General features: G+C 49.5%; 25 protein-coding genes. 17 read left to right on the top strand and 8 right to left on the bottom strand.

What is annotated here, in order from left to right; genetic code table 11:
• Positions 1–193 precede the first annotated feature (193 nt).
• Complete coding sequence (locus ACTHRH_RS02640) at positions 194–1,021, top strand: HAD family hydrolase (RefSeq protein ID WP_144932662.1); 828 nt, start codon at positions 194–196, stop codon at positions 1,019–1,021.
• Positions 1,018–1,884 (top strand): amidohydrolase family protein, encoded by an 867-nt coding sequence (locus tag ACTHRH_RS02635; RefSeq protein WP_144932664.1) that lies wholly within the window; start codon positions 1,018–1,020, stop codon positions 1,882–1,884. Before ACTHRH_RS02640 ends, ACTHRH_RS02635 begins: the two co-directional genes overlap by 4 nt.
• Positions 1,885–1,965: 81 nt before the next feature.
• On the opposite strand, the gene ACTHRH_RS02630 is transcribed toward ACTHRH_RS02635, so the two are convergent.
• From ACTHRH_RS02630 to ACTHRH_RS02620, 3 genes are all read right to left on the bottom strand, one after another.
• Positions 1,966–3,477, bottom strand: coding sequence for a HEAT repeat domain-containing protein (locus tag ACTHRH_RS02630; protein WP_144932666.1), 1,512 nt, complete (start codon positions 3,475–3,477; stop codon positions 1,966–1,968).
• Between the two features lie 226 nt (positions 3,478–3,703).
• Positions 3,704–4,552, bottom strand: coding sequence for an AraC family transcriptional regulator (locus ACTHRH_RS02625; protein ID WP_144932668.1), 849 nt, complete (start codon positions 4,550–4,552; stop codon positions 3,704–3,706).
• A 236-nt stretch (positions 4,553–4,788) separates the two neighbouring features.
• Positions 4,789–5,367, bottom strand: coding sequence for a GbsR/MarR family transcriptional regulator (locus ACTHRH_RS02620; protein ID WP_144932791.1), 579 nt, complete (start codon positions 5,365–5,367; stop codon positions 4,789–4,791).
• A gap of 343 nt (positions 5,368–5,710) precedes the next feature.
• On the opposite strand from ACTHRH_RS02620, the gene ACTHRH_RS02615 reads away from it, so the two are divergent.
• From ACTHRH_RS02615 to ACTHRH_RS02580, 8 genes are all read left to right on the top strand, one after another.
• On the top strand, positions 5,711–6,916 hold the full coding sequence (locus tag ACTHRH_RS02615; protein ID WP_144932670.1) for a quaternary amine ABC transporter ATP-binding protein: 1,206 nt from the start codon (positions 5,711–5,713) through the stop codon (positions 6,914–6,916).
• Positions 6,916–7,749, top strand: coding sequence for an ABC transporter permease (locus ACTHRH_RS02610; RefSeq protein ID WP_144932793.1), 834 nt, complete (start codon positions 6,916–6,918; stop codon positions 7,747–7,749). The genes ACTHRH_RS02615 and ACTHRH_RS02610 overlap by 1 nt, the downstream gene beginning before the upstream one ends.
• A gap of 2 nt (positions 7,750–7,751) precedes the next feature.
• Complete coding sequence (locus ACTHRH_RS02605; RefSeq protein WP_144932672.1) at positions 7,752–8,642, top strand: glycine betaine ABC transporter substrate-binding protein; 891 nt, start codon at positions 7,752–7,754, stop codon at positions 8,640–8,642.
• Between the two features lie 175 nt (positions 8,643–8,817).
• A complete protein-coding gene (locus ACTHRH_RS02600) occupies positions 8,818–9,246 on the top strand; it encodes a BlaI/MecI/CopY family transcriptional regulator (RefSeq protein ID WP_370451772.1) in 429 nt (142 codons plus the stop codon).
• Positions 9,243–10,106 (top strand): M56 family metallopeptidase, encoded by an 864-nt coding sequence (locus ACTHRH_RS02595; RefSeq protein WP_144932676.1) that lies wholly within the window; start codon positions 9,243–9,245, stop codon positions 10,104–10,106. The genes ACTHRH_RS02600 and ACTHRH_RS02595 overlap by 4 nt, the downstream gene beginning before the upstream one ends.
• A 170-nt stretch (positions 10,107–10,276) precedes the next feature.
• On the top strand, positions 10,277–10,822 hold the full coding sequence (locus ACTHRH_RS02590) for a TlpA family protein disulfide reductase (protein ID WP_144932678.1): 546 nt from the start codon (positions 10,277–10,279) through the stop codon (positions 10,820–10,822).
• Positions 10,823–10,835: 13 nt separating this feature from the next.
• Positions 10,836–11,552, top strand: a complete 717-nt coding sequence (locus ACTHRH_RS02585; RefSeq protein WP_440413979.1) for a prolipoprotein diacylglyceryl transferase family protein — start codon at positions 10,836–10,838, stop codon at positions 11,550–11,552.
• Positions 11,553–11,623: 71 nt separating this feature from the next.
• The gene (locus ACTHRH_RS02580) at positions 11,624–12,055 is read left to right on the top strand and encodes an OsmC family protein (RefSeq protein ID WP_225312687.1); all 432 of its coding nucleotides are present in this window, start codon (positions 11,624–11,626) and stop codon (positions 12,053–12,055) included.
• A 172-nt stretch (positions 12,056–12,227) separates the two neighbouring features.
• Here the strand turns inward: ACTHRH_RS02580 and ACTHRH_RS02575 are convergent, their stop codons facing one another.
• Positions 12,228–12,632 (bottom strand): hypothetical protein, encoded by a 405-nt coding sequence (locus ACTHRH_RS02575; RefSeq protein ID WP_440413976.1) that lies wholly within the window; start codon positions 12,630–12,632, stop codon positions 12,228–12,230.
• Positions 12,633–12,842: 210 nt separating this feature from the next.
• Between ACTHRH_RS02575 and ACTHRH_RS02570 the strand changes: the two genes are divergently transcribed.
• Both ACTHRH_RS02570 and ACTHRH_RS02565 read left to right on the top strand, forming a co-directional pair.
• A complete protein-coding gene (locus ACTHRH_RS02570) occupies positions 12,843–13,922 on the top strand; it encodes a hypothetical protein (protein ID WP_144932686.1) in 1,080 nt (359 codons plus the stop codon).
• Between the two features lie 15 nt (positions 13,923–13,937).
• Entirely contained in the window at positions 13,938–15,362 is a 1,425-nt protein-coding gene (locus ACTHRH_RS02565; RefSeq protein ID WP_440413974.1) for an MBOAT family O-acyltransferase, read from the top strand.
• Positions 15,363–15,478: 116 nt separating this feature from the next.
• Here the strand turns inward: ACTHRH_RS02565 and ACTHRH_RS02560 are convergent, their stop codons facing one another.
• From ACTHRH_RS02560 to ACTHRH_RS02550, 3 genes are read right to left on the bottom strand one after another with little or no spacing between them, the layout of a single operon-like run.
• A complete protein-coding gene (locus ACTHRH_RS02560) occupies positions 15,479–16,636 on the bottom strand; it encodes a Ger(x)C family spore germination protein (protein WP_440413972.1) in 1,158 nt (385 codons plus the stop codon).
• Positions 16,633–18,156 carry a spore germination protein gene (locus ACTHRH_RS02555; RefSeq protein WP_440413970.1) on the bottom strand — a complete coding sequence of 508 codons (1,524 nt, stop codon included), beginning with the start codon at positions 18,154–18,156 and terminating at the stop codon, positions 16,633–16,635. Before ACTHRH_RS02555 ends, ACTHRH_RS02560 begins: the two co-directional genes overlap by 4 nt.
• Positions 18,153–19,247, bottom strand: a complete 1,095-nt coding sequence (locus tag ACTHRH_RS02550) for a GerAB/ArcD/ProY family transporter (protein ID WP_440413968.1) — start codon at positions 19,245–19,247, stop codon at positions 18,153–18,155. Before ACTHRH_RS02550 ends, ACTHRH_RS02555 begins: the two co-directional genes overlap by 4 nt.
• Positions 19,248–20,013: 766 nt before the next feature.
• Between ACTHRH_RS02550 and ACTHRH_RS02545 the strand changes: the two genes are divergently transcribed.
• Genes ACTHRH_RS02545 through ACTHRH_RS02535 form a run of 3 tightly spaced genes read left to right on the top strand, consistent with a single transcriptional unit; the run spans position 20,014 to position 23,206 of the window.
• Positions 20,014–21,321: an ABC transporter substrate-binding protein gene (locus tag ACTHRH_RS02545; protein WP_440413966.1), complete on the top strand. Its 1,308-nt coding sequence runs from the start codon at positions 20,014–20,016 to the stop codon at positions 21,319–21,321.
• Positions 21,322–21,378: 57 nt separating this feature from the next.
• Positions 21,379–22,362 carry a carbohydrate ABC transporter permease gene (locus ACTHRH_RS02540; RefSeq protein ID WP_440413964.1) on the top strand — a complete coding sequence of 328 codons (984 nt, stop codon included), beginning with the start codon at positions 21,379–21,381 and terminating at the stop codon, positions 22,360–22,362.
• 10 nt (positions 22,363–22,372) lie between these two features.
• Positions 22,373–23,206 carry a carbohydrate ABC transporter permease gene (locus ACTHRH_RS02535; RefSeq protein WP_144932696.1) on the top strand — a complete coding sequence of 278 codons (834 nt, stop codon included), beginning with the start codon at positions 22,373–22,375 and terminating at the stop codon, positions 23,204–23,206.
• Positions 23,207–23,409: 203 nt separating this feature from the next.
• Here the strand turns inward: ACTHRH_RS02535 and ACTHRH_RS02530 are convergent, their stop codons facing one another.
• Positions 23,410–24,171: a DeoR/GlpR family DNA-binding transcription regulator gene (locus ACTHRH_RS02530; RefSeq protein WP_144932698.1), complete on the bottom strand. Its 762-nt coding sequence runs from the start codon at positions 24,169–24,171 to the stop codon at positions 23,410–23,412.
• A 352-nt stretch (positions 24,172–24,523) separates the two neighbouring features.
• On the opposite strand from ACTHRH_RS02530, the gene ACTHRH_RS02525 reads away from it, so the two are divergent.
• Both ACTHRH_RS02525 and ACTHRH_RS02520 read left to right on the top strand, forming a co-directional pair.
• A complete protein-coding gene (locus tag ACTHRH_RS02525) occupies positions 24,524–25,345 on the top strand; it encodes a Cof-type HAD-IIB family hydrolase (protein WP_440413961.1) in 822 nt (273 codons plus the stop codon).
• 5 nt (positions 25,346–25,350) lie between these two features.
• On the top strand, positions 25,351–26,058 hold the full coding sequence (locus ACTHRH_RS02520) for a glycerophosphodiester phosphodiesterase (protein ID WP_440413959.1): 708 nt from the start codon (positions 25,351–25,353) through the stop codon (positions 26,056–26,058).
• The last annotated feature ends 79 nt before the right edge of the window (positions 26,059–26,137 follow it).

Raw genomic sequence — 26,137 nt, 5'->3', positions numbered from 1 at the left:
CCCTTAGGCTTATAGTTGGATTTAATCTGTTATTTTCGGAAATGAAATCGTTCGAGCGGTATCCTACCAATTCTACAATTTTAGTTAAATCTACCATCTCAACCGTCTTTCTACTATAATAATAGGTAAGTATAGAACAGGATAGAAAAGCCGCCAGCTATGCAGTCGTTAACGGCAGGCAAGGGAGAAACGAATGAAGCCGATTCAAGCGATCGTTTTGGATTTGGATGGTACTTTATTGAATTCGCACAAGCAAGTGTCTCCCCGTAATCAGGCGGCAGTTATGGCGCTGCATGCCCGGGGGATTGCCGTTATCATTGCTACGGCGCGTCCGCTAAGATCGGTGAAATGTCTGCTTCCTGCGGAGTGGCTTACTTTAGGTTATCAGATTTGTTACAACGGTGCATTTACGGTGAATGAAGCTGTGGATGTCTATGAGCACTTGGCGATTCCTCGAGCGACGGCTGCGGAAATTTACCGGTTTATCAAGGAGCAGAACGGCTCCATTCCCGTGACGATAGAAGTAGAGGACACGGCTTACGCGGACTGTATTTTGACAGATGAACATCGTCGGATATTCGGGATTCCCGAGGATGTTCCTCCGCTGGAAGTCATCTCCGGTACCGAGATGGAGACGGTCTCTCCGTCCAAAATTTTGCTCGCCAACGTGGATGGAATTTATAGCAAGCTGAAAGCGGTCTTTCGGAGCAAAGTGAACATCATATGCACCGATGGTCAAGAGCTCATCCAAATCATGAATAAGCAGGTCTCCAAAGAGAATGCCTTGCGCAAGGTTCTCGACCGGTCAGGGATCAAAGCGGAGAATACGATTGTATTCGGCGATGATCATAATGACCTGGGCCTGTTCGATTTGTGCGGAATCCCGGTCGCAATGGGGAATGCCGTAGAGGAATTAAAAGCTAAAGCGGCTCTCGTAACGGATACGAATGACCGTGATGGCGTGGCCAGGATATTGGAACAATGGATTGAATATGGAGAAGGGGAGGAGAGGAACGAATGAGCGAGCAGCTTTATAAAACGGGCTTCAAGCGCATAGATGCTCATCAGCACTATTGGAAGCTGAGCCGGGGGGATTACGGCTGGCTTACTCCGGATTCCGGAGTTCTGTATCGGGATTATTTGCCCGGCGATTTGAAGGAGCACTTGCGGGAGCAGTCGATCGACAGGACGATCGTCGTTCAAGCGGCGCCTACGATAGAGGAGACGGAATATCTTCTTGCCTTATGCGAGGAAGAAGAGACGCTGGCCGGTGTCGTCGGCTGGATCGACCTGGAAGCGGACGATTTTCATGAGCAGTACGCAAGATTGGCTGCAAACCGATATTTCCTCGGGATCCGGCCGATGCTGCAGGATTTGCCGGATGACCGCTGGATTTTGCGGCCCAAGGTCATCTCTGCGTTAGAGAAGTTGGCTCGAGACGAATTTCCCGTTGATCTGTTAGTGAAGCCCAGACATCTCGTGCATATTCTCGAGTTGATGAAGCAGGTGCCCGGGCTTCGGGCAGTGGTGGATCATTTGGCCAAGCCCAATATTAAGGAAGGTGTTATGGAGCCTTGGTCAACCCATATCAAGGAACTGGCCCAATTCCCTAATCTGTACTGCAAGCTGTCCGGAATGGTGACGGAGGCCGATCACGAGCAGTGGCGAACGAACGATTTTATCCCGTATGTGCATCATGTAGTGGAATGCTTCGGGGCGGAGCGGGTCATGTTCGGCAGCGATTGGCCCGTCTGCTTGTTGGCGGCCTCTTACCAAGAAGTGACCGGGCTGCTGAATGAATGTCTCCCCGCATATATAACAGAACAGGACAAGGAACGGATTTTCGGCGAGAATGCTTCGAGATTTTATAGACTGGATCGATAGCATGAAATCTCCGTTGATGCGAAAGCCATAATTTAACCGGCGGACTCCCTGGAGGAGCCGCCGGTTTTTTGGTTTAAAGCTTTACGGGTAGAACGTGCTGGCCGGAGTCGTCGACGGGCACCAGCGCGATTGGCGCAAGAAGTGCAGCAGCGCTTCCTTGGCCGTGTCGGTGCCGATATAATACAGCGCTTCGGCGGCATGAGCACGCACATAGCGATTATCGTCGTCCAGCGCTTGAATCAGCTCGGGGACCGCTGCTTCCGCTTGGGGGCCGAGCCTGGAAATGCACAGTCCGGTCATGAAGCGCACCTGCGGGTCCGGATCATTCAGCGCCTGCTTCAACGCGGCAACGATTTCCTCACGGGGAGAACCGATATTGCACAACGCTTCCACCGTGCTGTACCGGACCGGTTCGGAAGGATGATCAAGCAGCCCGATCAAGGCAGGAACCGCCGGTTCGGCGAGATGCCTTAGCTCTCCCAAAGCGAAGGCAGCGTGAACCGTGACCTCTTCCCGGCCGCCCTTCAATGCTTCGGTCAGACCGGCAACCGCACCGGCCCCGGAGGCAGACAGCCCGTAAGCGGCATTGCGGGAGATCAGCTTATCTTCATGCTGCAGCGCTTGCAGCAGCGCGGCGGTTCCCGGCTCGCCCATCCGTGCCAGCGCATAGGCGGCATTCAGCCTGACCGGCTCGAAGGAGTCCTCCAACGCCCGGGCGAGCACCGGAATAGCCCCGGCTTCCCGGGCATCCGCTCCAAGCAGCCCTAACCGGTTCGCGGCGGCCGCACGCAGCTCCGGATCCTCCATCTGCAGCTGACCGATCCACTGTTGCGCTTGAGCTCCGTCCCCGATGGGAGTCGAGTCCGGACCCAGCTTACCCGACAGCCAGTTCCATGTCTCGCGCCAAACAACCTCATGGGGCCGGACAGCGGGGCTTAAGGAGGAGGGGGTGATCCACTCCTTTTCTTGATGGTCCCAGCTCGGGGCTTGCGGAATTTGGGTACGCATAAATTCGAACTTTAACATGTAGCGGTGCTGTCCAAGCTTATTGGCCGTCGAACGATGCCAGATGTCATATTGAATGAGGGCGAATGTTCCGGCTTCCCCGTTAGCGGTTGCTTCCGCGGCGGGATTCTCTTCTTCGAAGGTGCGGGTATCGTAATACTGCGAGCCCGGAAGCACTCCGGTCGGCCCCAGCTCGATGGGAGTATCCTGGGGAAAATACATAATCATGGCCCACCATGGATGATGATTGCGCATTCTTCGGTATCCCCAATAGCTGTCCTTGTGCCAGCCTCCCGGCTGGGGGGAGTTGTTGTAGTGCCCGTGACGGTGGGCATGCAGCATATAGTCGGGTCCGAGGACGCTGGTCAAGGCTCCGGTAATGACCGGATGCTCGAACACCTTCTGCACTTCGCGGATGCGGGGAAGCAAATTGTTGCCCGGGTTCCCTTCATCCTGATACACTTCGTTAAGCTGCTCCAACAACCGTTGATGGAACTCCTTGGACAGATCGGTTTTGAGAATCAGGAAGCCTTCGGCAATGAATTTTCTCATCTGTTCATCGGTTAATAATTGTGGTTTGCTGTTCATGGACGTCCCTCCATACTTTTATTCATTCTAGCTTGCTGTCAAACCTACTTCTTATTTTAGTGACCGCCGGCTTGAATGAAATGGAAGAAGCTTACCGCTACTTGCACAAAACTAACCTTTTAACAGTTGCCTGACTCGTTGCAGCAATCGGGTTTATTGGATTAGAGCTTCGTGACAGGATGTTTATTGAATCGTTGGGGCCTAATCTGCACCGTTAATGGATCGGCTATACAATCGGATAGAACAAAACACGATAGTCGGATGGAGCAAGTCCAGTGTGCTTCTTGAAGAGGCGAGAGAAATAATAGGGCTCCATCCCTAAGGATCGCGCGATGTCCGAGACGGGCTGGTCCGTTGCCGAGAGCAGCGCTTTCGCCCGGTCTATTTTTAGCTGCTGAACGTATTGAATGGGGGAGGTGCCGACGATTTCGTGAAAATGGCGGATAAAATAGTTGGGATGAAAATGGAGCAGACCGGCCATTTCCTGAACGGTTATATTCTCATGCAGATGCTGGTCGATGTATTTCAGCACGGTATGAATTTTGCCCATTCGCTCGTCGCCATTTAATGGCTTCCATTCGTACTTGTCTTGCAGAGAAGCTTCTACGAACAGGCTGATGATTTCCAGCAGAACCGATTTCTGCATCATATAGGCGGTGAACCGGTCGCTCTCATAATGACGGATTAGCTGCTCGAACAGGCCGACCAGCCCGGCGCGGTCCCGGACCTCTATATAATGAGGAAGCCCGAGCAGTTGAAACAGATTGAGATCGCCGATCTTGGCGGTAAAATGACACCAGTACTTGCCGAAGGTATGCTCGCTAATCGGGAAAAAAGACTGCTCCACACCCGCAGGCATAATGAATAATTGGCCGGGCTGCGGATAATAGGTCCGCCCATCGATGATGAGACAGCCTTCGCCTTCACAGATGTAATAAAAACGGTTGAAATCGGGAATATAGTTCATCTGCCGCCATTTCGTATTTACCTTCGTATAGGCAGCAAGAGACAAGTGAGCCTGCAGATTGGCCATTACATTTCTTAGTCTGGCAAGCTGTTTTTCCGGTTTCAGCATAGGGATCGCCTCCATGAACAGGGGCCTGTATTTGGGTGATGCTGCTCGATCGGGATAGGGCCCGCCTTGGATAAGCAGTTCCGTCAACCAGCCTCATTTCATTTATATATAGTTCATTAGCCGAACCGGAAATCCTGCCTTTGCACCGGCGAAAAGCCCAATGGAATACAAAAAAAGCCGCCATTCGTCCGAAGATCGAAAAGCAGCTTATCGGTAAGTTATTGCAGAAGCGTCTCTTACTTGGCGGCTTCCGTCGATGGCAATTCCTTGGGCACCAGGTTATAGATTTCCCCGGATTCCAGCGTGTCAATAAGTCGGTCCAACCACAAATAGTATTGGATCGCTCCCTCCATCTTATCTATATCGTGGCGGATGATATCGGCCAGCTCCTTATTGTCGGGCTCCTGCTCCGCCAATTTCTGCAGATCGCGGATGGACTTCTTCAATACCTGAATATTCATTTCCAAAGAATGGCGCCACTTGATCACGAAAAAGTCGGCGAAGTTCTGGTACCAGTCTTGCTCCACCTCATAGAGATCTTTCCGCGATCCCTTCCCCCATACCCGCTTCACCATCTTCAGATCAAGCAGGGTACGGACACCCGTGCTCATTGTCGTCTTGCTCATCTTCATTTGTTGTCCCATTTCGTCGAGCGTCATAGGCTTGTCCTGGAAGAACATCATTCCATAAAGGCGCCCGGTGGAGACGGTGATCCCGTACAAATCCATATTATTTCCGACGGATTCGATTACGCGCTCGCGTGCCTTTTGGATGATCTCTGCCTGCTCGTCGGTTAATTGATCCCATTGGTTCATCATCAACACCTCATCGAGAAGGATTGTCTCGTCTTATATTCATCGGCTGTCCATCCCGCTAGGATCTCCTATCGTAAGGGTTACAGCAACGGATGTTTGACTTGGCGGGCAGTGACCTTACATCACCGCACTACAAGATATAACGTTATTGTAGTGAACTGGCTTGCAAAAGTAAAGAAACCCCAAGGGAAGGATTATTGAGGAAAACAGAGTATATGGAATATATCGTATGTAAAGTTTTTTCCGAACGTACGAGACAAACGTTTATTAGCGTTGACCTTTCTTTTGTCCTTTGAGTAAACTTAACGGGTATAAAGATGAGCGTAGGGAAGGGGGGAATAAGATGGCTGTCATATCCGTCAAAAACTTGACCAAAATGTTCGGATCCGAGGTAGGACGAGCATTTCCGCTGCTGGAGCAGGGGCTATCAAAGAAGGAAATATACGAAAAAACGAAAATAACCGTAGGGGTTAACCGGATCAGCTTCGATATCCAACAAGGGGAGATTTTCGTCATCATGGGACTGTCGGGAAGCGGTAAGTCTACTCTTGTCCGATTATTGAACCGGTTAATCGAGCCGACATTGGGGGAAGTGTTAGTCCATGGCCGGGACATCGTGAAGATGGGGCAGGAGGAGCTAAGAAATGTTCGCCGCAGCACCATCAGCATGGTTTTTCAGAAATTCGCTTTATTTCCTCATAAGACGGTCCTGCAGAATGTGGAGTTTGGGCTCGAAATTCAGGGCTGGACTAAAGCCGAGCGAAGTGAGAAAGCGATACGCTCGCTTTCCCTGGTTGGCTTGCAGGGATGGGAGAACAGTTATCCCGACGAGCTTAGCGGAGGGATGCAGCAGCGGGTCGGACTGGCCCGAGCGCTGGCCAACGATCCCGACATTCTGCTGATGGATGAGGCCTTCAGCGCTCTGGATCCGCTTATCCGCAAGGATATGCAGGATGAGCTGCTGGAGCTTCAGCAGAAGATGAAGAAAACGATCGTGTTCATAACCCACGATTTGGATGAAGCGCTGCGAATCGGCGATCGGATCGCTCTGATGAAAGACGGCTCCGTCGTACAAATTGGAACACCGGAAGAAATTATGATTCAGCCGGCGGACGAATACGTAGAGAAGTTCGTGGAGGATGTCGATTTATCCAAGGTGTTGACCGCTGAGCATGTGATGCGGAGGCCGGAGACGATTACCCTGGATAAAGGCGGGCCGAGGGTGGCTCTGCAGCTGATGAGGGACAGCGGGGTTTCGAATTTGTTCGTTGTCGATCAATCCCGGAAGCTGATCGGAGTTATTACAGCGGAGGATGCATCGGCTGCTGTTCAGGAAGGCAAGAAATTGGAAGATATTATCATTCGTGAAGTGCCTGTCGTTCCTCCGGATAAACACTTGAACGAGCTGTTTGATTTGTGCAGCACGTCGCGATTCCCTGTATCCGTCGTTGGAGAGAATGGAAGGCTGCTGGGTGTAATCGTCAGGGGAGCTGTGCTGGGAGCTTTATCCGGCAACCAGACGCATTCTTACAAAGGGGGTGAAGCATGATGCCCAAAATCCCTTTGGATCAATGGATTGAGAAGCTGGTGTCTTTCCTGGCGGATAACCTGCAGTTTCTGTTTGATTTCTTTAAGATGGTCATCGGCGGAGCCGTAGGCGCCTTTTCCTGGGTCTTTCATTTGCTTCCGTTCTATGTGTGGATCGGCATATTCGCCGTCATTGCCTACTTAGTGTCCCGTTGGGGGCTGGCTATCTTCACGGTAATAGGGCTGCTGCTGATAGAGAATCTCGGGTATTGGGACCATACGATGGATTCACTTGCACTAGTTGTTACTTCTACGCTGATCTCCATCATCGTTGGTCTGCCGTTGGGAATCTGGTGCGCCCGACGCGATGGAGTGCGCAATGTGCTGACGCCGATATTGGACTTCATGCAGACGATGCCGGCCTTCGTCTATCTGATTCCGGCGGTGACTTTCTTCGGGCTCGGAGTCGTTCCGGGGGTCATCGCTTCGGTTATTTTCGCAGTCCCGCCAACCATTAGGCTGACCAATCTGGGCATCCGCCAAGTATCCGCCGAGTTGGTAGAGGCGGCCGATGCCTTCGGGTCCACCCCGGGACAGAAGCTGTTCAAGATTCAACTTCCGCTCGCAGCCCCGACGATTATGGCGGGAATTAACCAGACCGTGATGCTTTCTCTGTCCATGGTTGTTATTGCATCCATGATCGGAGCGCAAGGACTGGGAGCAGATGTCTATAAAGCCGTTACCCAGCTAAAAATTGGAGAAGGTTTTCAGGCGGGATTGGCCGTTGTCATTCTGGCTATATTGCTGGATCGGCTGTCACAAGGGATGATGAAAAAAGATAAAAAAAGGAGATAGGTATGTTTAAAAAAGGAATAAAGGTTGTTCTATCCGCTGCATTAGGTTTTGGTTTGCTGGCAGGCTGCTCCTCCGGGGAGAAAGAGCAGTCCGATTTTATCGGCGATCAGGTGAAATATGAGATTATCGGTATTGATCCGGGTGCGGGTCTCATGGAAGCGACCGAGAAGGTGCTTAAGGAATATGAATTGACGGATTGGAAATTGATTGAAGGCTCCGATACCGCCATGACCGCTTCCCTGGAGAAGGCCTATAAGGAGAAGAAGCCGATCATTATTACCGGATGGACTCCACACTGGAAGTTCGCCAAATATGATCTGAAATATCTCGAAGATCCTAAAGGGGTATACGGTGCAGATGAAGAAATTCATACGATCGTCCGCAAGGGCCTGAAGGAAGACGACCCGGCGGCCTACGAGTTCCTTGACCGTTTCGAGTGGACACCTGCCGATATGGAGAAAGTGATGGTAGATGTCTATGAAGGAATGAAGCCGGAGGAAGCCGCCGCTAAGTGGGTGGAAGAGAACGCGGACAAAGTGGAAGCCTGGATCAAGGATGTGCCGCAAGCGGACGGCAAGAAGCTGAAGCTCGCCTACGTGGCCTGGGATTCGGAAATCGCCAGCACGAATGTGGTTATGCATGTATTGGAATCCAAGCTTGGCTATAAAGTGGAGGGACTGCAGGTTGAGGCTGCCCCCATGTGGGTAGGAGTGGCTAATGGAGACGTAGACGCCATTGTGGCGGCTTGGCTTCCGACTACCCACCAGAGACATTTCGAGACTCACAAAGATAAAATCGAGGATCTCGGTCCCAATTTGATTGGTACGAAGCTGGGGCTGGTTGTGCCGTCCTACGTCGATATTAACTCCATTGAAGATTTGAAGAAGAAGTAAGCAAGCCCGTAAGATAAGCGGATTAATGAAATATTACGAGTGAATTGGCCGTCAGGCGGGAGAACCCCATGCCTGGCGGTTTTCCTTTATAATCCCGGCCGCTGAATTGCTTCTTCATTCATTGACAGCGGATTGCCAACTATACTACAATGCATAGTGTTAGGGGTGATCAAAACTGAAAGTAGACAAGTATAATATGAACGAGGAAGGGCTCAACCGTTTTTTTGGCCCGCTGGAAGCGAGAATTATGGAGCGGGTTTGGCAAACGGGGAGGGCCAGCATTAAAGAGGTTCAGGAAATGCTCTGCAAGGAAGCCCCCATTTCGTTCAATGCGGTTATGACGGTGATGAACCGACTGTGTGAGAAAGGCCACTTGAATCGGCTGGCCAAGAGGTCCCGTGGAGAAGTTTCCTATTATGCCGCCGTTCAGACGAAGGAGCAATTTCTGAGTGAACAGACCAAGGAACTGGCTAACGGATTAATAACCGATTTCGGACCGCTCGTCGTCAATCATTTAATCGATTCTCTGGATCAAGCCGACCCCGAATTGATTGAACGTCTGGAGCAAAAATTGCATGAGATGAGAAGAAGGAACGAGACGTGAACGGCAGCTTGAAGACGAAAATGGCTTTTGTTATTGTCGGTTCGGCGTCCTTGCTTCTGCTCTTACAGATGGGGCTCCATGCTGTCCAGCAGTTTTCGGGGGCTGAAGGGCGATGGAATTTACTTAAGCTCTGTCTGATTACCTTTAAGGAAGCGCCCTTTATCTTTTTTCTGATATCGGCCGCGGTTAACTTGCTGATCTTCGTGACGTTCGGCAGAATAGCGCTGCGGATGGCGACACAGTTCTATCTTTCATGCAAATGGGGTGCACATTTCAGAGCCCGGACGGATCACGAGGCCTCGATGATGCTTGAACGGCGATACAGCCATTGGGGCGTTCCAATTAGAGTGATTCGTGACGACTCTTTGTTTGCTCTGGCTGCAGGACTTATCAAGCCGCGGATCTTTGTGTCGACGGGTTTGCTGAATATGCTTTCCGACAGGGAAATGGAAGCGGTTCTGCTGCATGAAAGACATCACTGTATGAGGCGGGACCCGTTGAAGATGCTCGTGGTCACGATCTGCCGGGATGCCTTCGGATACATACCGCTTATCCGCGGGCTCGCACATTATTATCGGGTCATGAAAGAGCTGCTGGCGGACCGGTTTGTCATCCAGCAGATGAATACGCCTTATGAGCTTGGAAATGTGCTGTTGAAAATGACGAAGCGCGCGGCCCCAGCTCCGCGAGGTATCGGAGTATCCTTCGCCGACACGGCCATCAATTACCGGATCGAGCAGATCATAGAACCCGGCGGCAAGGTAGAAGCCCCCGCCGTCCGCTTTCCCGCAGTGCTTGTTTCGTTCCTCATGCTCGTCATTTCCCCCTATTTGCTGTTGATTCTGGGCGGGTGTGTATAAGCCCGTCCTTTCACCATATAATTTACACTATTGTATGTAGTGCGAATACTATTGACAAACGCTGCAAGCTTGTGTGCAGAGGACGGGGTGCATGCAATGGATACTTGCCTTGAGCTGTTCAGTCATCCGCGGCAAATTGAAGGCAGCTAAGATGGAAAGGAGACGGTGCAATGAAAAAACAAGCTTGGATCATAATTATGATTGCCTTTCTGATCGGTCTTGCGGTTTATCAGAATGGGAGCGACGGTCAGAACAAGCAGTCTGCCGCAGATCTGGAGGTGCAGCCCCTTGTAGGCTTCAAGGCACCAATCTTCCAATTGAAAGGTATGGACGGCGAAATGTATTCTCTGGCCGAGGAAACGAAGCCGGCCATCATCAATTTCTGGGCTTCCTGGTGCGGTCCTTGCGAACTGGAAGCTCCCGAGCTGGTGAAGCTGTATGACAAATACCGGGATGAGATTGAAATATATGCGGTCAATGCCACCACCTTGGACAAGGAAAAGAATGCTCGCGAATTTGCCGAAAGGCACGAATTCGATTTCCCTGTTCTGCTCGATGACGATTCGAAACATAAAGTGATTGATCTATTCGAGGTACAAGCCTATCCGACAACCTTCTTCGTCAACCGCAACGGGGTCATAGTGGACAAGGTTCTCGGCTTGGTCGATCCCGGCACACTGGAGAAAAAAGTGAAACAAATGATCAAATCGAAGTAAAGGAGGCGGCTGTATGCCGGAAGTGCTTCAGGCGGGTCCGTTGATGATCCGTACCAGCTGGCTGCTGCTCGCGCTTGCCGCCATAGCCGGATATTTGCTCGTCCGCTGGAAATTGAATAAGGTCGGGGATAAGGGGCGCGAGCTTCCCGATCTGATTGGAAACGCCATTTTGATTATACTGATGACATGGAAGCTCAGTCCGGCAATTTTCAACCCTTCAGTCCTATGGACCAATCCGGCAAGCCTGCTGTTTGTTAACGGCTCCGGCAAGGGTCTATGGCTGGGTTTAGGGCTGGCGCTGGTTTATCTGGAGGCCGCGAGGAGAAAACGGGGGATAGACCGGCCTTTCCTGCTTGATACGATGGCTTATTGGGCGGGGCTTATTGCGGTCGTCTATTATTTGTTTATTTGGCAGTACGGGAAAGCGACGGAATGGCCTTGGGGAATAGCCGTCGGATATTCGAATTATCGATATCATCCGGTTAATCTTTATATCGTTCTCATTCTTCTCCCTTCTTATATCTGGATGTGGCGGAAAGGAGGCCGGCTCGGCAGCGGCAAGCTATTCTCCCACTTTCTAACCTTCTATGGGATTGCGCTGCTTGCAGGCTCCTTCTTCCGGGTGAATGACCCGCTGTGGGCAGGCTTGACTGCGGAGCAGCTACTCGCCACAGGAATGGCCCTGGCAGGTGTTTTGGCTTTCCCTCAGAGTAAAGAGAAGACTTCTTGATAGGCATGGGAAGGCTAGAGGATGATGGACTCAGATGAGCTTGGCGGAAAACGTAAAGGGGTGTTATTGAAATGAAAATCCGTACAGAATGGCAGGGCAAGAGGAAATTCAAGAGCTTGTCCTCCAGAAATCACGAAGTGATGATGGATGCCGTGCCGGATGTGGGCGGTGAGAATGCCGGCAGTTCGCCCATGGAGCTGGTCTTGATGGGGCTTACAGGCTGCATGGGGATTGATGTGACGATGATATTGGAGAAGATGAGGCTCGCTCCGGACCGGTTGGAAATAGAAGCTGCGGGGATCCGCGCCGAAGAGCCTCCGCGCAGATTTGTGGAAATTCATCTGACTTTTCACGTTGACGGCGATATCAAGCCGGACAAAATATGGAGGGCAATCCGCTTAAGTGAGCAGAAATATTGTTCGGTTGCCCATTCCCTCAACTCGAAGGTGGCGAGCCGACTGCTGTTGAACGGGAAGGAGGAGCCCCCCGCCGGACAGTCCTAACGGAGCCTTGGGCAAGGAGTCTATTTCCGTCACAGCTCCTGCCAAATGTTACAGGTCCTAGTCTCTTATATATCCCATATCATTTTGAAGCCCGCCGGTAAACGTCATAGTCCCGGCGGGCTTAAGCGCTTTGGAACCCTATCGGACGCCTCGAATTTTTATCCAGGTTCAGTCATCCAAGTTCTTGATGAATTTTCTCCAGATTTTCCTTAAGCTTCAGGCAGCTTTTATAGTCGATTTTGCCATGGTAGGCTTCTTCCTGGTGAAGCTGATCCTCCAACGGCTGTGCTTCAAAGCTCATCGCTGCTCCACCGGAGGCATCGCTATAACGCTGTTCCGCATAAGCGATTAATTGCTCATTTAACTGCTCCATCTTTTCCACGCTGTTCCTTAAGGAGTTCAGATGGATAGCTGTATCGTGTTCATCGGAATAGTGTGTCAGCTCTTCTCTTTCGCTGTTGATCAGATGGCGCAGCTCCTCTACCTGAGATTGGGAGGAGGAGGGAAGCTCCATATGGTCCAGAATTTGTTGGCAAGCGTCCAGCAGCTCCTGAATTCGGGTTACCGATTGAGACATTATAATTCCACCTTTATTGTTATTCATTTCCTTTACCTATAGTTTGGAGCCCTCCGACAAAATTATGCGCCGTTCCCGATTATTTTCTTTTTTTGCTTGTACAGCTTATGTCTTAATAGGTATAATTAGTTGGATTCCTGTCTTTTTTTGGCCTCTATGGTAGAATATCATCTACCATATTTAATATGAAGGAATAGGTGAAATTTACTCATGAAAGCACTTAAGTATGTCATCTTGTATTTGATTATTCTGCAACTCGCGGTCCCCTTGCTGGTGCCGGATCATGAAGTCTATCATAACCGGATAGATTACGAACTGACGAAGAGCAATTTGCATGACATCGATGCGGCGCTGGACAAGATCAAACGGCAAATCTCCCGCAGCAAATCCGATAATTATATCATTCTGCTGGGAGATTCAATTATTTATGGAAGTCCCGGTAACTCGGATCAACCCGTAAATGTTTATATGGAAAGATTGGCTCGCGAAACAATGGGAGAAGAAGCGCCGGCCATCTATAATCTATCGATGCCGGCTATGCAATTGGGAGACATCTATACGATGCTGTTGATGCTGGATAAGCATAACATATCGACCGAGCGGGTCATCTTCAATATTCGCTATGCTTCATTCGTGGAGCGGAACCCTTGGCCTCCCGCAGTATTCTGGCTGAAGGATGAACTCAGGAAGCTGGATCCCGACACATTCGCGCATATTCGTCCGCAGCTTGAATCGACCGGCTACAGCGTCCCGGAAGGGCTCTATGAGAAATATAAGCATTGGCTCCATGAAGATGTGCTTCCGAGTATGTCGTTGTTCCGTTATAAAGATTTTATTATTAAATCCGTCAAGCATACGTACACGCGTGCTAAGGGGCTTCCCATCCCGGATGATGCTCTTGGTGATCCCCGTCCTTGGCACCAGAAGGAAGGGCTGGAGCAGTATCTGAAATCGGACGAGATTGTGAACAGCTATACGGACAAGCCATTCGACTTGTCGGATGCCAGTCCGGATGTATTCTTCCTCAACCAGATTATCAAGCATCAACAAGGCACCAACACAATGGTGGTTTTTAACGGCGTCAATCAGACGCTGATGGAAGCTTACGTGAACAAGGAAGGATATCGGCAGAACATAGCCAGGATTGATCGAATGATGGAAAGCACTCCGTTTAAATACATTAATCTGGAAGGGAAAATAGACGATGCTTTGTTTACAGACCATACTCACTTCACGCCCGAAGGCCATGAAGCGCTGAGCGGCCTGTTGTGGGAAGCTTACACTAAATAAAGGGAGACCAGATACATGCTTTTCCATACTCCGGAATTTATGGTCTTGATGATCATAACGATGTTTCTATATTATTTGCTGCCGAACCGGCGGATCTTCTTGCTTTCCGTCGCCAACGTAATCTTCTACGGGGTGGCGGGTATCGGCCATTTATTTGTCTTTATTGCGGTATCCATCTTTACCTATTACTGCTCCAAAATGCTGCGCGGAAAGTATGCCAAATTAATTCTGGCCATTGCACTTGTCGTCAATATTTTAAATCTCGTTTTCTTTAAATATACGGTGTTTCTTATCCGCAGCATGGAGCAGTTCCTGTCCGTGAAGCTGCTGACCGAGGATTCTTTCTGGCTAACAATTGTGCTGCCTATCGGGATTTCCTTCTATACTTTTCAGATGATTGCTTATGTCGTCGATATTTATAAAGGAAAGATCAAGCCGAGCCGCACCCTGCTCGACTTCTGGGTGTTCATCGCTTTCTTCGCCAATCTGATCGCCGGTCCGATCATGCGGGGACAGGAGCTGCTGCCGCAAATCGAGGGCATTCGCTCCATCCGCTTTGACCATCGCAATATGAGAATAGGGGCGGCCTTCCTCGGACTCGGGCTGTTTAAGAAAATCGTTCTGGCTGACTATATATCCGGTTATGCGGACTCTTTCTTTGCCAGAACGGCCGAGCTTACCGGGGCCGAAGGCTGGGTTGCCATTTATTTGTTCGCGTTTCAAATCTTTTTCGACTTTGCGGCTTATAGTGAAATGGCTGTAGGAATCGGCTATTTCTTCGGAATTAAGTTGATTAACAACTTCCAGACCCCATACTTGAGCTCGAATGCAACGGAATTCTGGCGGCGCTGGCACATAACCTTATCCACGTTCATCCGGGATTATATCTATATTCCATTAGGCGGATCCAGGAACGGCAAGGTGAGACAATACATTAATTTGTTCCTTGCCATGACGATTTCCGGGATCTGGCATGGTGCCGCATGGACGTTTGTGATCTGGGGAATGTTTCACGGAGCGCTGTTGATCGGCCACAAGCTGTACAGCAAAGGCAAGGAACGGCTGGGACTGGCCAAGCTCGATTTCAGCAAAATCTATCACGTGTTTGCGGTTATTGTGTTCTTTCATCTTACATGTATCGGCTGGATATTCTTCCGGGTGGACGGATTTCAGAACGCCATCTCGCTGCTGTCCCGCATGCTTACTCCGGAAGCCTTCCTGTTCCCGAAGGAATTACACAAGTACCTGCTCCTCGTTGCCGTCTTATATTTGCTGCATATTGTGGAATATTATCTGTTCGCCAATGCGGCCAAATGGTCCAAGGCCTGGCATAACCGTTTTCCTGCACCGGTTCGCGCCGTCGTTTATACGCTCGTGATTGCCGTGTTAGCATTGCTGTTAAGAACAGAGCAGAATACGTTCATCTATTTTCAATTTTAGTATGGAGGGGAGAAGTGCAGCGGGGTGCGATAACGTGTACCGAGTGCTGCCTGTTAAACCGGAATCTTCCCGAATCCAACCGGCAAAGACTGTACTGACGGGCTTTGCCGGTTTTCTCATTTTACCGCCGGCTGAGTCCTGATCGAATCTCTTAGCATTCCCGAATGCTTTAGTTTGACTTCGACTTCAATTGCTTGAATGGAGTCCTCCTTAAGCTGAAATGGACGGTCGGCCTGAAGCTTTCTCCATCGGCCATAATGCTTGCGATAAAGGACATGCTGCAGTGAAAAGAGGTCTGCCTTCTTCTCCAGCCCGTTCCTGTAGGTCGTCATGATTTCCCCTTCAATATGCCGCTGCGCCTCTTCAACAAGCTTTGATTCCGGCATGGCCCTGGTAAGCTCGATTATGTCCCCGGTTATTTTCACATGAATGGAATAGACGGGTCCTTGTTTGTCAACGTGCGGCTTGATATCAATTTCCGGCTTGTTCATGGAAAGCACCGCTTGGGATTTTCCTTCCTTGCGGATGACGAGGGGCGTTCTTTCCGTTCTGGATTCCAACCACCTTAACCCGGCCAGACGGTTTTTATCGAAAAAGCCTTTAAGCTCGTAATTTTGCAGGGCATATACTCCGTTCATTTCAAGTTTTTTGTCGACCTTGTTGTTTTTATGCCATTGCTCCTTATTGATGGAGATGGATGGCAGCAGTATAGTCTGATCGGGCTCGCGCAATAGAGAAACGAAACGGAAATACTGCATCGGAGCGATGTATGATTTCTGTTTATAAAGCTCGATCGGTTCGTTAAGAATTGTAGCCAGTGAGGGAAGATTAAAAAAACCGGGAGTCGTATAGACATCCTCTATTTCCTCCTCTGTCCCATAAATCCAGGGAGTATAACGCATCTCCCGAAACCTAAACAGCGTATCCTCGATATGGTCCACCCCTTGTTCGAGCAATCGTTTGGTCATAATGATATTGGTGGCATGGCTCCAGTATGTTCTTTGCTGCGCCGTATCCAGCAAATCATTGATTGCCTGATTAATGGTCTCCCCTTCTCCTTTGCCAACCCATTGCTGGGGAGGATTGCTCTGCTTGCCCGATTCCTGTCTCGCTATCGAGGTGAATTCAATCATCTGTGCATAGATCAGATATTTGCCGTCTTTATAATCCAGTCCGACGGAAACGGCGTAATTAACGATTTGCATATCTTTAATGTCCCAGCAGCCGGATAAGAGGGTGAGCATAAGCAAGCAGACGAGCAGCTTCCTATTCAAGGAGAGTCCCCCTTCTTGCGGGTCGTATCCAGGGTATGGAGCATTTTAGGCCGGTGATCGATATGGTCCCGCGGTTTGATCAGCATCCCCGATAACACATCGCGCGGGGATAATGGGGAAATAGGTGCCAAATAGGGCAGCCCGAAGGATTCCAGTCTGGACAAATACGTTATGATAACAAACATGGAAATGAAGAAGCCGTACATTCCGAGTATCGAGGCGCAGATGAGCACAAATATTCTAATGACGCTAACGCTGCCGCTCAGGGATTGATTGACCAGCGTAAACGTGGCAACGGCTGTAACGGCACAGACGAATAGCATCGTTGGAGAAGTGATTCCCGCCCGGATCGCCGCATCCCCGACAATGAGCCCGCCAATGACCGTCACTGTTTGGCCTACCGCCTTAGGCAGCCGGACCCCGGCCTCGCGGAATATTTCAAATAATCCGATCATCAGGAACGCTTCCATGGGAGAAGAAAGCGGCAGCCCGATTCTGGAGTTGCTGACGGTAGCCAATAGGTGGAAAGGAAGCTGGTCTATATCGTAGGCTGTCAAAGCAACCCAAAATCCGGGAAGAAAGATGGAAATGCTGATTCCGATCAGACGGAAAAACCTTTCGAGTGCAACATAGTAGAATGGAAGATGCATATCTTCCGGTGTTTTCAGAAGCGTGGTCAGGTTGATAGGGGCAGTAATGGCCATAGGCGAGCCGTCTATCAGAATGACGAAACGGCCTCTTAACAGACCGGCCGCGACATGGTCCGGCCTGCCGATATAATCGAATAACGGGAACAAGGAATGACTGTAATCCGACAGTGCTTCCTCCAATTGTTCATTGCTGAGCAGACCATCCACTTCAATTTTGTTAAGCCGGGTCCGAACCTCATCCACGACATCCGGACGGGCTACATCGTATAGGTACAGCAAAGATACCTTCGTATGGCTTCTCCTGCCCAGGCGGAATTGCTCATGATGCAGCGAAGGGGTCTTGAGCCGTTTGCGAATCAGGGCGATATTGGTGGAGAGATCCTCGGTAAAGCCGTCCCGCGGCCCTTTGATCGAAACTTCCGTATTTGATTCCTCCGGAGTTCTGCGGGGAATGTCGGCAACATCGACGAAATAAAGCTTCTCCTGCTCTTCGAACACGATGATCATATTTCCATCGAATAAGTGATGAAGCAAATCCTCTGCCGCCTTGATTTCGTTTAATTGCAGCAACGGATTGGATACGAAGGAATCCTCGAGGCGCTCGGAGCTGGCCAGCATGCGATTAAGCTGAGGGAGTACAAACTCGTTAACCTGCTGTATATTGGCCATTCCCTCACAATATACGATCACCGTTTTGATCTGTTGACGGCAGCCGAACCGGTAGACTTGAATCGTAATGTCCGCGCTGGAGCCGAACAGCATCCGGATGGCCTGTTCATTCCATTGTTTCGGGAGCCAGCCGTTCCGGTTTCGTTCCTTTCCTTTTGACTTTCCCATGAGCTGTTGTCGGAAATAACGGTAAAAATTCAACTCGGCTTCCTCCTCTTCAGATGCGATTTAGCAAACACAAGCAGCGAAAGCAAGATTGAATAAGCGAGCACGGCAAAGAAGCTGTAGGGATAGTACCTGGTTTTGATCCACTTTATGAAGTTCATGTCGCTTATAGGGGCGACGGCGATTCCCAGTAAGATAAAGAGCAGTATGAAGAGAATGAATCGTTTCAACAACCGGCTATCAGGCTTACAAAAATCCAGCAGGATATATATCGCGAGAGATATACGTATAAATGCCCCTGAAAGCCACTGGAACAAGGCCAGGAAATCTACGTGGGCTATATATTTGCCGATAGTCACCAGCCGCCATTGCTCGAAGGCGGGATATCTTAGGTTAGCGGATTCCACCGGTCCATAAGTGGCCATAGAACCAATCAGGGGCCCCATGGTCAGGCCCGCCAGAATAAAAGCAAGGATAAACCAGTAAAGCAGTCGGATAGGCTTTTCTATGCTATGTTTAAACAACAGCAGGATGATGATTTCGATAAATCCCCCGCCCGCATAGACCATAGCATTCAAGACGGGCTCCAGCCCGTCGGTAAAGATCGGGAAGATCTTGGAATAGTCCTTGTACTGGAAATTAGCGGACATAACGAAATAGCCGAGCAGCCAGACCATTGGAAGAAGAATGCCGGTTGTTATTGCGATCGGACGGATTCCGGAGCCGGCAATGAACAAGCATAGGAGGATCAAGCTGCCTGCTACAACCGTGCCGGGAGTTCGAGGCAAATAGGTAATGCTTACCCATTTCGTCGTTTCCCGGATCGTCAATGCGGCGATGAATAAGACATAAATTGCCGCTGGCCAGACCAGAAAGCGGGCTGCCCACTTGCCGTACTGCTGCCTCAGCCAGTCGAATAATGACTGTTGGCCGGTCGTTTTGGCAATGTAGTAGGGAAGGAACAGCCAAAGGTTGGACAGAAGATACGTAAGCAGGACACTGACCCAGGAGTCGCGCATTCCGACATGCAGAAGCAGTGGGATGATGGTGACGTGGTTGGAAAAACCGACAGCCAAAATGATGATGGTAAGAGCCTGGAATACGCTGATGGTTTTGTTTACGTTCAATCCCGAGCCCTCCTCGTAAATAAGCTAGTATATACATTGTGAGCCGATGATTAACAAATCATACAAAAAACGGATGAACAACATGTTCGCAAGAAAGGGCATAAGCTCAAATTTCGAGCATAGGATGAAATATAAAGCAATATTCCATGATCAAATTTCAAGCATTCGGATTTAAAAAATTCGGTTATCTCCATACAAACAACAAAATATCGACAAAGGTGGAGACGGTGAGAAAACCTTTGGAACAGTACGCGAAGCCATAGCTTTCGTCTGTTTCTTGGCGGTTTTCTTACGGTCTTTTTTGTCGTCTTTACAAAAAGTTAGCAGGTCGATTATGTCCCGTTAACATTCTTCAGCTAAGCTATGAAGGTAGTCATTTCCCAAAGAGGGTAGGCGTTCTGCTAACAACGAGCAATAAAACCAAAGGAAACGGAAGGTGGTATCAGTAGATATAAAACGAAATAGCAATATACGACAATAAACGACTACAAAAATCAAAATAAAACATTGACAAATAGCGGTTTGGATGTAAGAATAGTCAATGAATTATGCTTCATTTGTTTTTGTTTAATGTTGTTAAATTTCGTTTCCTTTCGTTATTTCGGCTTAGAGTGGAACGGCTTCATAGTAAACCATTGTGTGTTGTAAGCGCATCCAAATGAAAGGTAGTCATTCCGCACTTATCGAGGTTTGTTTACGGAAACGGCCATTGGGATGTGCAAGATATGAACAGTCATGACAGGAAATAAGAGAGAGGGGAATCGTTATGAAGATGAAAAAAGTATTGCAGACCATGACGGTAGCAGCACTGGCGGCAACTAGCCTTATCGGTTGTTCTTCCGGGAAGGAGGAGGGTGAAGTGCCGGCCGCTCCTCCGGCCGAGGAGGATCGGACACCGGTAACCATCCAATATTGGCATGCCCATGCGGATAATCAGATGGAGGGCCTCAATTTTATGATTAAAGAGTTCCAGGAGAAATATCCATGGATAACCGTAGAGCCGGTGTATCAAGGTGCTTATGGAGATCTGCACAAGAAGCTTATGGCCGCTGTGGCAGCCAAGGATGTTCCAGCCGTCACTAATGTAGAGGTCGCTTCCCTGCCGACGTTCGGGGACGGGGGAATCTTCATGGACCTGAACCCGTACATTAAACGGGATAAGCTGGATACGGAAGATTTCGCTCAAGGGATGTTTAAGGCTTATTCCTATGAAGGTAAGCAGTACGGTTTTCCGCTGATCGTAAGCTCCAATGTTTTTATATACAACAAGACGATGTTTGATCAATTAGGGGTTACTCCTCCGCAGACCTGGGATGAGATCGAGCCGTTCGCCCAGAAGGTATCGCAGAAGGAAGGCAATAATGTAACGAGATATGCTTTTGCTGTGCCGGGCTGGGATGTATGGTACTCCGAGACGTGGATGCGCAACGGCGGCGGGACGCCTCTGACCGAAGATCACAAATCCGGTCTGGATCAGGAGAAGAGCTTGAAGTTCATTAAAAAGTTCAAAGAGTGGATGGATAAAGGGTACATGCAAATGGGCTATGGTAAAGGGGCATCCGCCGATATGAGGCAAATGTTCTTCGATGGCAAGATCGGCATGGTTCATCATACGTCGGGACAATTGAAATGGTATATCGAAAATGCCGGCTTCGAAATCGGGGTTTCCTTCCCGCCTGGGGACGAAAATCACATTTCACAAATTGGCGGCGCCGGGATAGCGATTATGGATATGGCCCCGGACAATCAGAAGGAAGCGGCATGGAAGTTTGTCCAATTCATGACATCCTCCGAGTACAATATTCGCTGGGCGGATTATTCCGGATATTTGCCGACACGCAAATCGGCGATCAATTCGCAGGAGGGCAAGGATTATTTCGAGAAGCGTCCGCAGTACAAAGCTATTCTGGATAATATCGACAATGTAGTGGCACGTCCGCAGTATCCGCCTTATCCCGAAGCGATCACCAATCTAACCGAAGCTCTTGGAAAGATCATTCTGGAAAATATGGATGTGGAAGCTGCATTTAAAGAGGCCGCCCAGAAGATGAATGAAGTGCTTGATGATTATTAATCGTTGCAGGTGCGGGGGAGCGATCTCCCCCGTGTCTGTTCCAATAGGAAGGACCACATGGAATACGGAAAAACGGATGCGTGTTCTATAGAAATGAGGGATGATATGGATACAGAGAAGACTCTCCGGCAGCGAACTCCGCTTAAAGCCGGGAAGAGGATAAAATTTCAGACCATCCAAAAGCTTAAGGACTTCTCGTTTGCTCTGCCCGCACTTGTCTTACTGGCTGCGTTTACCTACTATCCTTTGCTGTTCTCGGTCTATATCAGTTTTACGGATTGGAATTTAGTGAAGCCCGTCAAAAAATTCATCGGATTTCAAAACTATGAAAAACTGCTGACCGATGAGCGGTTCTATCATGTGCTGAAGATTACGTTCACGTATACGATTCTGGATGTTGTACTTACCCTGGCTATCGGGCTGCTGCTGGCCATGCTGTTTAATGTCCAGTCCAGATTGTTTGGATTTTTGCGGATGTTTATTTTCATGCCTCATTATATATCCATGGTCATTGCTTCCATGGTCTTCATATGGATTCTCAACAACCAATATGGAATTATGAACCAGCTTCTGCAAGCCGTCGGAATGGAACCGGTTCGCTGGCTGGATAGCACAACCAATGCCCTGTGGGCATTAATAATGGTAGCAATATGGAAAAGCGTCGGCTTCACCATGCTGATCTTTATCGCCGGGCTGCGCAGTATTCCGAACGAATATTACGAGGCATCCAGTATCGATGGAGCCGGCCGCTGGCAGCAGTTTAAATCGATTACCATTCCATTGCTTTCTCCAACCCTGTTGTTTCTGCTTGTCACGCAGTTTATCTCGTCGATGCAGGTATTCCAGTCGGTCGATGTGATGACCGGAGGGGGACCATTGGAGTCAACCAAAGTGATGGTTTATTGGATTTATCAGATGGCTTTCCATGATTTCAGGGCAGGCAGATCGTCCGCGCTGGTCATTATTTTCTTCCTGATCCTGATTACATTGACGATATTGCAGTTTGTGCTTTCCAGGAAAAAGGTTCACTACGAAGGTTAGGTGGGATACGATGACAGCTAGGTTGCTTTGGAGACCGACGAGACTCGTTACGGCTATTCTTGTCACTTTAATAATGTTCTTTCCATTATATTGGCTGCTGATCACATCGTTTAAAACTCCGGCCGAGCTGAGCTCGGCGGTGCCGACATTCTGGCCGAAGAAATTTGCCTGGACGAATTATCGCGATATTTTCCATGCGGCGCCGTTCACCCGATATGCCCTGAACACGCTGATTCAAACCGTCGGATTGGTGGTTTTGCAGCTGAATCTAGGGCTGCTGGCGGCATATGCTTTCTCCAAGGGGCAGTTCTGGGGAAGGGACAAATGGTTTATTCTCGTTCTGGCCGCGTTAATGGTCCCTGAACAAGTTACCTTTGTTCCCGTCTATGTTATGATGTCTCAACTTGGATGGCTGAACACCTTCCTGGCACTAATCATCCCTCATGGGGTATCGGCGTACAGCATCTTTCTGATGCGTCAGGCGTTCAAATCGATCAATAATGATGTGATAGAAGCGGCGAAGGTGGATGGGGCGGGGCGGTTCCGGATCATCTATCTGATTCTGGTCCCGATGGCTCTGCCGACAGTGATCACGATTATTATTTTGAAGGTTATCGGGAGCTGGAATTCCTACTTCTGGCCGCTCATCATGACCAATTCCGATAACATGCGCGTACTGACGGTAGGCATTGCAATGCTTAAGGATTCTTTCCCCGGGCAGGAAATGATGAGCTTTCACCTGGTGATGGCGGCAAGTGTAGTTGCCATTGCTCCTATCGTTATGCTGTTTGTATTCGCTCAGAAACATATCGTTAGCGCCATGGCTAATTCTACGTTCAAGTAGTTTATCGGTGTCGGAAGATCATCCCAAAGCTGGAGGTAAGGAATGAAAGCAGTTAATAAATTCAGTGCCGTCGTGCTCGGGGTTTCGCTGTTGGCATTGTCCGGATGCGGATCCCCGGGACCAACTTTTAGACGGAATAAACGCCCGAGGGCTATCCCGAACCAGGCGGGATATCTTCGGGCGTAAAGCATACAAGGGCGGTATTAAGGACCTGCAACCACTACGCGGACTCCATCCAGTGAACGCAAGAATTCAGGGTCAGCCTGATCATCCGTCACCAATGTATCGATTTGCCGCAGCTCTGCGAAGGTAGCGATCGATCGGCGATTCAGCTTGGTATGATCAAGCAGTGCAACGACCTGGCCAACGTTGGCAACAATATGTCTCTTCAAATCCGCTTCGTAGACGCTGAAATCGGTCAGTCCTTCATTCAAGGTGAACCCTTGGGCGGAAGTGAAGAAAACATCCGCATGAATTTGCCCGAGAAGCCCTTTGCCAAGCAATCCTTCCAATGAGCTGGAGCCGGGACGGAGTACACCGCCAACGACGATAACATTGATTCGCGGATTTTTGGTTAATTCCTGGGCAGTTGCCAAGCCGTTAGTGACAACGGTTAAATATTCGTGATTAAACAAATGCTTGGCCAGCTCCAGAGAGGTAGAGCTGGCATCCAGAATAATACACTGCCCATTCTGTACCAGCTCGGCTGCCGCCCGGCCGATCTTCATCTTCTCCGGCTGATTGATTTGGCTGCGCGAATGAAATGTATTTTCATACGTTGGCGGCTGGGGAAGCACAGCCCCTCCGTGGGTCCGTTCAAGCAGGCCGTCTTCCTCCAATATTTTCAAGTCATTGCGCAGCGTACCTTCCGATACATTGAGGATTTGTGATATTTCCTTAACCAAAATCTGTTTGTTCTCGTTCAATATTTGCATGATTTGATTTCTTCTTTGGGGTGCCAGCATCTTAGCACAGCTCCTAGGTTTCATTTTAAATAAATTATAGCAAAGCCATTTTCTCCATACAATAAAAAGTTTGTTGAAACAACAATAAAGAACAATGAACGGAATACAGATTGCCAATATATATGTAAATTATCAAATGAATATAACGGTAAAACGTTGATATACAAAATAAAACGAAAGCAAAAGACAAGAAAACGTTGACAAAAACTGAAAGTGGTGTGAGAATGAAGTTACACCCGATTGAAATAGCTTGAGGGGATTGAATTCATCATTTCTTTATTATCTTTTCAGCAGGAGGCCGCCGGAAAGCGGTGTTGAATATCTGGCTGAAGTTTGGAAGGAAGGGCTTTGGATGGACAAGACAATCAAATTGATAGTCAGCGATTTGGATGGAACACTGCTGTCGGAGGAACATCGCGTGACCGAATCGGTATTGCGTGCAGTGAATTCGTTTACGGCAGCCGGCGGCTTGTTTACGATAGCAACGGGAAGGACCGCTATATCTGCGCGTCAGACGATCGAGCAGTTGAATCTCACTCTCCCCATGATTTTATGCAACGGCTCCGTGATTGCCGACCGGCATAAGGTGTGGCAGCAAGCGACCTTGGCGGTCAAGGAACTGATTCCTTTTCTGCTGGAAGCCGATCGTCAAGGTCTGTCTGTCATTTTATTTCAGGAGACGGGCATGGTCACCGTTCGCAGGACGGAGGACGTGGCCCGTTTCGAAGAGAAAGAGAATGTCCATTGCCGGCAAGCGGATCTGGAGTCCTCTGCATGGGCAGAAAGCATGGTGCAGAAGATATTGGTCATTGGCAGCATGGAGAAAATAAGAAGCTTGTGGGAGAATCAGCCGTCCGAATTACAGGGAGCTTATTCTACGGTTCAATCGGAGGATGATTTTTTTGAAGTGCTTCCGGCCAATCAGAGTAAAGGAAGGGCCTTGCAGACGTTGTTGGGCCTTCTCGGCATTGATCGCTCCGAAGTGATGGCGATCGGCAATCAGATGAACGATCTGGACATGCTGGAGTATGCCGGGATCGGAGTGGCAGTGGCGAACAGCCATCCGGAGCTGAAGTCGAGAGCGGACTATGTGTGCTCCGGCAGTTGCGGCGATGGGGTCGTGGAAGCTATCGAAACCTTCTGTACTAAAAGAATGAGAAGCGGCAAGGAGTGAAGAGAATGACAATACGCGGCGTGGCCCATAGGGGAGATCCTGTGCACTTTCCCGAAAATACTTTGTCCGCCTTCGAATCGGCGGTGAACCATTCTTATTCTCATCTGGAGCTTGATGTGCAGCTGAGCAGGGACGGAGTTCCGGTCATCTGTCACGATCTGTCTGTCGACCGCACAACGGACGGCTCGGGCCGAATCAAGGATTTAACCTTGGCAGAGCTGAAGAAGCTGCGAATCGGCCAGGAGGAGCTTCCAACGCTGGAAGAAGCGCTAACCCTGTTGAAAGACCGGATTATCGTCAATATCGAGTTGAAGCAGCTAGGCCGATATTATCCCGGTTTGGAGGAGGCTTCGCTTGAAGTGGTTCGGAAGCTGGGAATGGAGGAGCAGGTTTTCTTCACATCCTTCGATCATTACTCTGTCCTAAGAATGCGGGAGCTGCATTCCGAAGTGGGGCTAGGCTGGATTAACCACGGGGCTTCACCGGCTTTCTTCCCTCTGATGAAGGAACGGAATCTTCGTTATTTGGCTGTAGGCTACCGCTATCTAACACCGGAATTTATCCGGGAGTGTGAACAGAACGAAATTCAATTGATCGCCTGGACAGTAGATGACGAGGAGCACATGCGGATGATCAGCCGTTATCCGTCTCTGCTCGTATGTACCAATGAATTGAGCAGGTGGGCGGAGGTCAGCGGCCATCCCGTTCCATAAGCTTACCGGTTCCTTCAAATCGATAGACTCGTCCATCGGTTCCAGCATGCCGGCGGTTAAAAATATAGCCGTGTTCCTG

Origin of the sequence: Paenibacillus sp. SAFN-117 (genome assembly GCF_051966115.1) — a bacterium.
In the GTDB taxonomy this organism is placed as follows: domain Bacteria; phylum Bacillota; class Bacilli; order Paenibacillales; family NBRC-103111; genus Paenibacillus_L; species Paenibacillus_L residui.
This window is presented reverse-complemented; position numbering and strand designations above follow the sequence as displayed.

Excerpts from the sequence above, each read along its gene's own strand:
- ACTHRH_RS02640 (WP_144932662.1), top strand. The coding sequence starts at position 194 with ATGAAGCCGATTCAAGCGATCGTTTTGGATTTGGATGGTACTTTATTG.
- ACTHRH_RS02635 (WP_144932664.1), top strand. The coding sequence starts at position 1,018 with ATGAGCGAGCAGCTTTATAAAACGGGCTTCAAGCGCATAGATGCTCAT.
- ACTHRH_RS02630 (WP_144932666.1), bottom strand. The coding sequence starts at position 3,477 with ATGAACAGCAAACCACAATTATTAACCGATGAACAGATGAGAAAATTC.
- ACTHRH_RS02625 (WP_144932668.1), bottom strand. The coding sequence starts at position 4,552 with ATGCTGAAACCGGAAAAACAGCTTGCCAGACTAAGAAATGTAATGGCC.
- ACTHRH_RS02620 (WP_144932791.1), bottom strand. The coding sequence starts at position 5,367 with ATGAACCAATGGGATCAATTAACCGACGAGCAGGCAGAGATCATCCAA.
- ACTHRH_RS02615 (WP_144932670.1), top strand. The coding sequence starts at position 5,711 with ATGGCTGTCATATCCGTCAAAAACTTGACCAAAATGTTCGGATCCGAG.
- ACTHRH_RS02610 (WP_144932793.1), top strand. The coding sequence starts at position 6,916 with ATGCCCAAAATCCCTTTGGATCAATGGATTGAGAAGCTGGTGTCTTTC.
- ACTHRH_RS02605 (WP_144932672.1), top strand. The coding sequence starts at position 7,752 with ATGTTTAAAAAAGGAATAAAGGTTGTTCTATCCGCTGCATTAGGTTTT.
- ACTHRH_RS02590 (WP_144932678.1), top strand. The coding sequence starts at position 10,277 with ATGAAAAAACAAGCTTGGATCATAATTATGATTGCCTTTCTGATCGGT.
- ACTHRH_RS02585 (WP_440413979.1), top strand. The coding sequence starts at position 10,836 with ATGCCGGAAGTGCTTCAGGCGGGTCCGTTGATGATCCGTACCAGCTGG.
- ACTHRH_RS02580 (WP_225312687.1), top strand. The coding sequence starts at position 11,624 with ATGAAAATCCGTACAGAATGGCAGGGCAAGAGGAAATTCAAGAGCTTG.
- ACTHRH_RS02575 (WP_440413976.1), bottom strand. The coding sequence starts at position 12,632 with ATGTCTCAATCGGTAACCCGAATTCAGGAGCTGCTGGACGCTTGCCAA.
- ACTHRH_RS02570 (WP_144932686.1), top strand. The coding sequence starts at position 12,843 with ATGAAAGCACTTAAGTATGTCATCTTGTATTTGATTATTCTGCAACTC.
- ACTHRH_RS02565 (WP_440413974.1), top strand. The coding sequence starts at position 13,938 with ATGCTTTTCCATACTCCGGAATTTATGGTCTTGATGATCATAACGATG.
- ACTHRH_RS02545 (WP_440413966.1), top strand. The coding sequence starts at position 20,014 with ATGAAGATGAAAAAAGTATTGCAGACCATGACGGTAGCAGCACTGGCG.
- ACTHRH_RS02540 (WP_440413964.1), top strand. The coding sequence starts at position 21,379 with ATGGAATACGGAAAAACGGATGCGTGTTCTATAGAAATGAGGGATGAT.
- ACTHRH_RS02535 (WP_144932696.1), top strand. The coding sequence starts at position 22,373 with ATGACAGCTAGGTTGCTTTGGAGACCGACGAGACTCGTTACGGCTATT.
- ACTHRH_RS02530 (WP_144932698.1), bottom strand. The coding sequence starts at position 24,171 with ATGCTGGCACCCCAAAGAAGAAATCAAATCATGCAAATATTGAACGAG.
- ACTHRH_RS02525 (WP_440413961.1), top strand. The coding sequence starts at position 24,524 with ATGGACAAGACAATCAAATTGATAGTCAGCGATTTGGATGGAACACTG.
- ACTHRH_RS02520 (WP_440413959.1), top strand. The coding sequence starts at position 25,351 with ATGACAATACGCGGCGTGGCCCATAGGGGAGATCCTGTGCACTTTCCC.